A 6,704-nucleotide genomic window follows, 5' to 3' on the forward strand; every position below is an offset into this window, starting at 1 on the left:
CATGCCTAATCTGGCAGCCTCTAATCGTCATTACTTTAAGTCAGATAGCTTCTATATCGCCCTGCAACGTGAAAACTGCCAGCTTATTACTTGGCCAATTTTGAAAATTTCTGATCATGCAATTCATTGCATACATGGTGAAAATTATCCGGTTGAGGTCATTATTCAAACCTTTAAATAAAAATCTATTTATTTTTTTCTGATATATATTCCATAAAAAATACTAAAAAAGAATAAAGCCCTAAATTTTATTGATCGCTTTTTATACAATTTTAGCATCAAAATACGTTTATATTTTTCTATGAGGTATTTCGTAGCGAAATAGTACCGATTGATATCAACTATCTTATCATCGTTAATTCCTATCATTAATTATTTTAATATATAAATTTTGATAACCAATGGAGTCAAAAACCAGCTTTGACTCCATGAACTAGGACTTTATCCAATACGACGTTTTAAACCGGTCATTTGCAGTACACGTGTCGAGATTTCTTCAATCGACATCTCGGAAACATTCAGATACTTAATACCCTCTGAAATGTAAATTCCTTCAATCGCACGCAGTTCCATCTGGCACTGACTAAAGCTGGCATAACGGCTATTCGCCTTACGCTCAGAACGGATTGCCACCAGGCGTTCCGCATCAATCATCAGGCCAAACAGCTTGTTTTTATGCGGTCGCAGCACGGCTGGCAGGCGGTTATCATCCAGATCTTCTTCAGTCAGTGGGTAGTTTGCAACACGAATTCCAAACTGTAGAGAAAGATAAATCGAAGTCGGTGTTTTACCAGAACGCGATACACCAATCAGGATCAGATCGGCCTTGTCATAATGACGAGTACGCGCGCCATCATCATTATCCAGAGCAAAATGTACAGCATCAATACGCGCTTTATAGGAAGCAGAGTCGGTTACCGCATGAGTTTGTCCTACCAGCGTCGTTGGATCTGTACCTAGCTCTTCGGATAGTTTACTAATAAGCCCTTCAAATACATCAAGATTTACTGCATTAGCTGTATTAATAATATCACGCACATATGGGTCCACCAAAGTATCAAAAACCAGTGGTTTCTGTCCTTCCTCGTGGGCACGTGCATTGATCTCGGCTACGACATTGGTCGCAGCTTCTTCAGAGCTTATATAGGGAATGATATGTATATCAAAATCGACATGAGGGAACTGTGCCAAAAGTGAGTGTCCCAGCGTCTCTGCGGTGATCGCAGTACCATCAGAAATGAAGAAAACACTACGCTTTATCTGTTTACCTTCCGACATTAAAATTCTCCTCAAACATTTGTCTTCGTACTATATAATCTTTATAGTAAACCGATCTTACATGACTGTCGCTTAGTAAAATCATCCACCTAGGTGATTTGCTATACTCTCATGCCAAGATAATGATTAATACTGCAAAAGTGGAGTAACAACTTTGGAAGCGCGCGTAATTGGTCTGGAAAAATTAGGGAAACACGATGTTGAGCTTGTTGGTGGGAAAAACTCATCTTTGGGCGAAATGATCAGCCACCTAGCAAACGCTGGTGTATCTGTACCAGGTGGTTTTGCAACAACTGCTGGTGCATATCGTGAATTTCTCGAGCAAAGCGGCCTAAACGCTAAAATCAATGCAGAGCTTGCTAGCCTAAACGTTGATGATGTAAACGCTCTTGCTGAAACTGGCGCTAAAATTCGCCAATGGATTGTAGAGACTCCGCTTACTGCAGCATTAGAACAAGAAGTTCGTGCAGCATTTGACGCACTTTCTAACGACAACCCTGACATCGCGGTTGCCGTTCGTTCATCTGCAACTGCAGAAGACTTACCAGACGCGTCTTTTGCTGGTCAGCAAGAAACTTTCTTGAACATCCGTGGCATCGACAATGTATTGATCGCGATCAAAGAAGTTTTCGCATCTTTATACAATGACCGCGCAATCTCTTACCGTGTACACCAAAACTTTGCCCATGACGTGGTTGCCCTTTCTGCTGGCGTACAACGTATGGTTCGCTCTGAAACTGGCGCAGCTGGTGTAATGTTCACACTGGATACTGAATCAGGCTTCCGTGATGCAGTATTCATCACCGCTTCTTACGGTCTGGGTGAAATGGTTGTACAGGGCGCAGTTAACCCTGACGAGTTCTATATCTCTAAACCACTTCTAATTGCTGGTAAGCACGCGATCCTTCGTCGTAATCTGGGTTCTAAACACCAGAAAATGATTTATGGTGAAGAAGGCGCTGCTGGTAAATCAGTAGTTGTGGTAGATGTTGAAAAAGCTGAACGTCAACAGTTCGCTTTAAATGACCAGGAACTTCAAGAACTAGCTAAACAAGCACTGATCATTGAAAAACACTACGGTGCGCCAATGGACATCGAGTGGGCAAAAGACGGTGATGACGGCAAACTGTACATCGTTCAGGCGCGTCCTGAAACTGTAAAAAGCCGTGAAAACGTTGGTACGATGGAACGTTACCTGTTGAAACAGAAAGGTACGGTAGTATGTGAAGGCCGTTCAATCGGTCAACGTATCGGTTCTGGTAAAGTCCGCATCGTAACGTCGATCAAAGAAATGGACAAAGTACAAGACGGTGACGTACTTGTATCTGACATGACTGACCCGGACTGGGAACCGGTGATGAAACGTGCTGCTGCAATTGTGACCAACCGTGGTGGTCGTACTTGTCACGCTGCAATCATTGCACGTGAACTGGGTGTTCCAGCAATCGTTGGTTGTGGTAATGCAACTGAAGTACTGGTAGACGGTCAGGAAGTGACTGTATCTTGTGCTGAAGGTGATACTGGTTTCATCTACGAAGGCGCGCTTGATTTTGAAGTTCAAACGAACTCGATCGAATCTATGCCTGAACTTCCATTCAAAGTCATGATGAACGTAGGTAACCCGGATCGTGCATTTGACTTCGCACAAATTCCGAACGAAGGTATTGGTCTTGCTCGTCTTGAGTTCATCATTAACCGCATGATCGGTGTACATCCTAAAGCATTGCTGAACATTGACAGTCTGCCTCGTGAAACGCGTGCTGCTGTGATGGCGCGTACTGCGGGTTATGCATCTCCAATCGAGTTCTATGTGGAAAAACTGGTTGAAGGTATTTCTACCCTTGCTGCTGCATTCGCTGACAAGCCAGTGATCGTACGTATGTCTGACTTCAAGTCAAACGAATATGCGAACCTGATCGGTGGCAAGTTGTATGAACCAGAAGAAGAAAACCCGATGCTGGGCTTCCGTGGTGCAAGCCGCTACGTTTCTGACAACTTCCGTGACTGCTTCGAACTTGAATGCCGTGCACTGAAAAAAGTTCGTGACGAAATGGGTTTGACCAACGTACAAATCATGATTCCTTTCGTACGTACTGTAAACGAAGCGAAACGTGTCATTGAGCTACTGGCATTAAATGGCCTGAAACGTGGTGAAAATGGTCTAAAAGTTATCATGATGTGTGAATTGCCAACTAACGCGCTGTTAGCTGATCAGTTCCTTGAACACTTCGATGGTTTCTCTATCGGTTCTAACGACTTGACTCAGTTAACACTAGGTCTAGATCGTGACTCTGGTATCGTATCTCACCTGTTCGACGAACGTGATGCTGCTGTAAAAGTCCTTCTTTCTATGGCGATCCAGGCTTGCCGTAAAGCAGGTAAATATGTAGGTATCTGTGGTCAAGGCCCTTCAGATCACCCAGATCTTGCAAAATGGTTAATGGAACAAGGTATTGAATCTGTATCTCTAAACCCGGACTCAGTATTGGATACCTGGTTCTTCCTTGCTGATCAAGAAGCTAAATAAGCTGAAATTCAGTAAATAAAAAAGACCCTCAAATGAGGGTCTTTCTTATTTCAGTAATAAATTTTATATGAATTTAAGAGATTAGAGTTAACTAATCATTCCTTTGATATTTATCAGCAAAAAATCTTTCGTCATTACATTAAAATTACAGTTTTTAAGCCACTAATCTTGGATACTTTATTTTATGTAGATGGCTAAAAATTTGGATTTTTTTAGTTTCCTAAATCAAATTCGTTTTCTTTTGTGTTGTTTTGGTTGTACTTCACCTAAAAATGTCCGACATATGCGCATGTTTAGCTTAAGATTTTGTTTGTGTTATGGCTATAATTCAATAAAATCGAAGCTAAACCTTTTCAACGTACATTTTGAGATTCAGTCTTTATGCAGATTTACCTGGCACGAAACAATCAACAAGCTGGACCATATACGCTTGAACAGCTAAATCAGATGCTTGCAAGCCAGCAAGTATTATTGACTGATTTGGCCTGGCACCAAGGCATGACCGAATGGAAAGCTTTGGGTGAGCTCACGCAGGGTAAATTCGTTTATGAACCTGAAGGTTATATTCCACCTGCACCAGTTGCCGAGCCAGCAGCACCATTTGAGCAGCCTGCAGCACAAACCAATACTTATGCACGTCCTGCACCAAAAGCGAATATATCTGAACTGGCGAGTATTCCTGCACGTATTTTTGCCAAGTTCGTCGACCTGCTGCTCTGGATTCCAGCAACTTTCATTTTGACTGCCTTCTTCACAGCTGAAGAAAAACTGCGTTTTACCCAGTTAAATGAGCAGATCATGACGCAGGCTATGGGTGGCAGTGCAGATCAGAACCGCGTGCTGGAATTGCAGTCTCAAATGCTGGATATGTTCTCTACTCAGGCTTGGACAGCAGCAGGTTTATATCTGCTGATCATGCTGGTTATCCAAGGTTACCTGATTGCAAAATCTGGTCAAAGCATTGGTAAAAAACTGACTAAAATTAAGATTGTAGATGCTGAAACTGGTACTCAAACCTCACTCATGCGTGCCTTTACTTTGCGCAGTATCGTGTTCATTTTGCCTACAATTTATTTTATTCCATTGTTCTCGCTTGTGGACTGGATTTTCGGTTTGGGCAAAAACCGTCAGACTTTGCACGATAAACTGGCGAAAACCAAGGTGATCAAGCAATAAAATTAAGTTCTCTTTAAAGGGATGCTCTGCATCCCTTTTTTCGCTCATAACTTTGAAATTAAAATAAAATTACTATAAATATTCGACAATCCCGAGCAGTAAAATCGGTTTTTATTACAGTCATTTAAAGCCTCTTTATATATAGCTTAGTTTGTTGTAATCAGGCATAATGCCCTACAACGTAGCGGTGTCTCATGATTAGGAAGATTTTTTGTTAACAAATGAATCTTTTTAATCATGCGACACTTTAATCGCTATCCCATATTAATTTAGGGAATGGGACTCTTCACCGAGGTTGTAAAATGAGACAAACGATTTTAGCTGTATTGTCTTTATCTGCGATGTCCGCACTTTTAACAGGGTGTGGTGGTGATTTAGTACTTCTGAACTCTAAAGGTCCAGTTGCAGCAGGCCAAAGTAGCCTGATGATGACTGCGATTTACTTAATGCTTCTGGTGGTTATTCCATCAGCAATCATGGCATTATGGTTCGGTTGGAAATATCGCGCATCGAATAAAGACGCAGACTATAAACCTACTTGGGCACACTCTACTGCAATTGAAATTGTAGTTTGGGGTATCCCAGTTATTATTATTGCTATTCTTGCCTGGTTAACTTGGTGGGGTTCCCACAAGTACGACCCGTACCGTCCGCTTGAGGCTGACAAGGCACCATTGACCGTTCAAGTTATTGCTGAACAGTTCAAATGGGTCTTCATCTACCCAGAGCAAGGCATTGCGACTGTTAACGAAATCCGCTTCCCTGAGAAAACTCCGGTTAGCCTTCGTATCACTTCTAACTTCACGATGAACTCATTCTTCATCCCTGCGTTAGGTGGTCAGATCTATGCAATGGCGGGTATGCAAACTCACCTGAACCTGTTGGCAGATGAAACTAGCCCAGCTGAAGGCTACCGCGGTTTCTCTTCTAACTATTCTGGTTATGGCTTCTCACAAATGCGCTTTCGCGCTCACTCTGTGACTGATGCTCAGTTTGCTGAATGGGTTTCTGCTGTTCAAGCAGGTAACGGTACTTCAGTAAATCCAGAAGCAGTTCAAAAAACTGTTCTAGACCAGGCTGAATTCGCATCTCTGCGTGACGGCAACCGTGGTAAACACCAGATTGAAGCGCTGATCGCAAAAGCAAATACTCCTGAAGAGAAGGCTGCTGCTGAAGCTATGAAGCCTTACCCAACTAAGCCACATCCAGTGACTTATTACTCTTCTGTAGAGCAAGGTTTGTTTGAATCTGTGATTAATCACTACATGAGCAACTACCATGGTGCTGACCACTCAGCTCCTGCTGCAGAGCACGGTGTTGCGCACGAAGAAGCTGCTGCTTCTGAAGCACATGTAGCTGATGCACATGCGACTGCTTCTCAAGGGGAATAAGACATGAACTTATTAGGTAAGTTAGGTCCAGATGCAATTCCTTACGATCCAATCGTATTGGTTACTGTTGCAATGATGATCTTAGGCGGTATCGCAGTTGTTGCTGGTATCACCTACTTCAAAAAATGGGGCTACCTGTGGAACGAATGGTTCACATCTGTAGACCATAAAAAAATCGGTATCATGTATATCTTCGTGTCGATTATCATGCTTGTGCGTGGTTTCGCCGATGCGATCATGATGCGTCTTCAGCAGTTCCTTGCAAAAGGTGGTGGTGAAGGTTACTTGCACCCAGAACACTATGACCAGATCTTTACCGCGCACGGCGTGAT

General features: G+C 42.7%; 5 protein-coding genes and 1 pseudogene. 5 read left to right on the top strand and 1 reads right to left on the bottom strand.

What is annotated here, in order from left to right:
- Positions 1-181 (top strand): annotated as a pseudogene (locus tag B4033_RS02920) (flavoprotein); the annotation flags it as partial.
- Between the two features lie 260 nt (positions 182-441).
- Here B4033_RS02920 and ppsR read toward each other — a convergent pair.
- Entirely contained in the window at positions 442-1,278 is an 837-nt protein-coding gene (gene ppsR, locus B4033_RS02925; RefSeq protein ID WP_286831968.1) for a posphoenolpyruvate synthetase regulatory kinase/phosphorylase PpsR, read from the bottom strand.
- A 154-nt stretch (positions 1,279-1,432) separates the two neighbouring features.
- Between ppsR and ppsA the strand changes: the two genes are divergently transcribed.
- The 4 genes from ppsA to B4033_RS02945 form a co-directional block, all read left to right on the top strand.
- A complete protein-coding gene (gene ppsA / locus B4033_RS02930; protein WP_286831970.1) occupies positions 1,433-3,805 on the top strand; it encodes a phosphoenolpyruvate synthase in 2,373 nt (790 codons plus the stop codon).
- 381 nt (positions 3,806-4,186) lie between these two features.
- Positions 4,187-4,981 (top strand): RDD family protein, encoded by a 795-nt coding sequence (locus tag B4033_RS02935; protein WP_286831972.1) that lies wholly within the window; start codon positions 4,187-4,189, stop codon positions 4,979-4,981.
- Positions 4,982-5,283: 302 nt separating this feature from the next.
- Positions 5,284-6,372, top strand: a complete 1,089-nt coding sequence (gene cyoA, locus B4033_RS02940; protein ID WP_004815702.1) for a ubiquinol oxidase subunit II — start codon at positions 5,284-5,286, stop codon at positions 6,370-6,372.
- A gap of 3 nt (positions 6,373-6,375) precedes the next feature.
- Positions 6,376-6,704 (top strand): cbb3-type cytochrome c oxidase subunit I (locus B4033_RS02945; RefSeq protein ID WP_414631403.1); only part of this gene is annotated, 329 nt, incomplete at its 3' end.

Origin of the sequence: Acinetobacter sp. UBA3132, assembly GCF_002364825.1 — a bacterium.
GTDB classification, from domain to species: domain Bacteria; phylum Pseudomonadota; class Gammaproteobacteria; order Pseudomonadales; family Moraxellaceae; genus Acinetobacter; species Acinetobacter schindleri.

What these genes read in the sequence shown, in the direction of transcription:
- cyoA (WP_004815702.1), top strand. Translation starts at nt 5,284, where the DNA reads ATGAGACAAACGATTTTAGCTGTATTGTCTTTATCTGCGATGTCCGCA.
- B4033_RS02935 (WP_286831972.1), top strand. Translation starts at nt 4,187, where the DNA reads ATGCAGATTTACCTGGCACGAAACAATCAACAAGCTGGACCATATACG.
- ppsR (WP_286831968.1), bottom strand. Translation starts at nt 1,278, where the DNA reads ATGTCGGAAGGTAAACAGATAAAGCGTAGTGTTTTCTTCATTTCTGAT.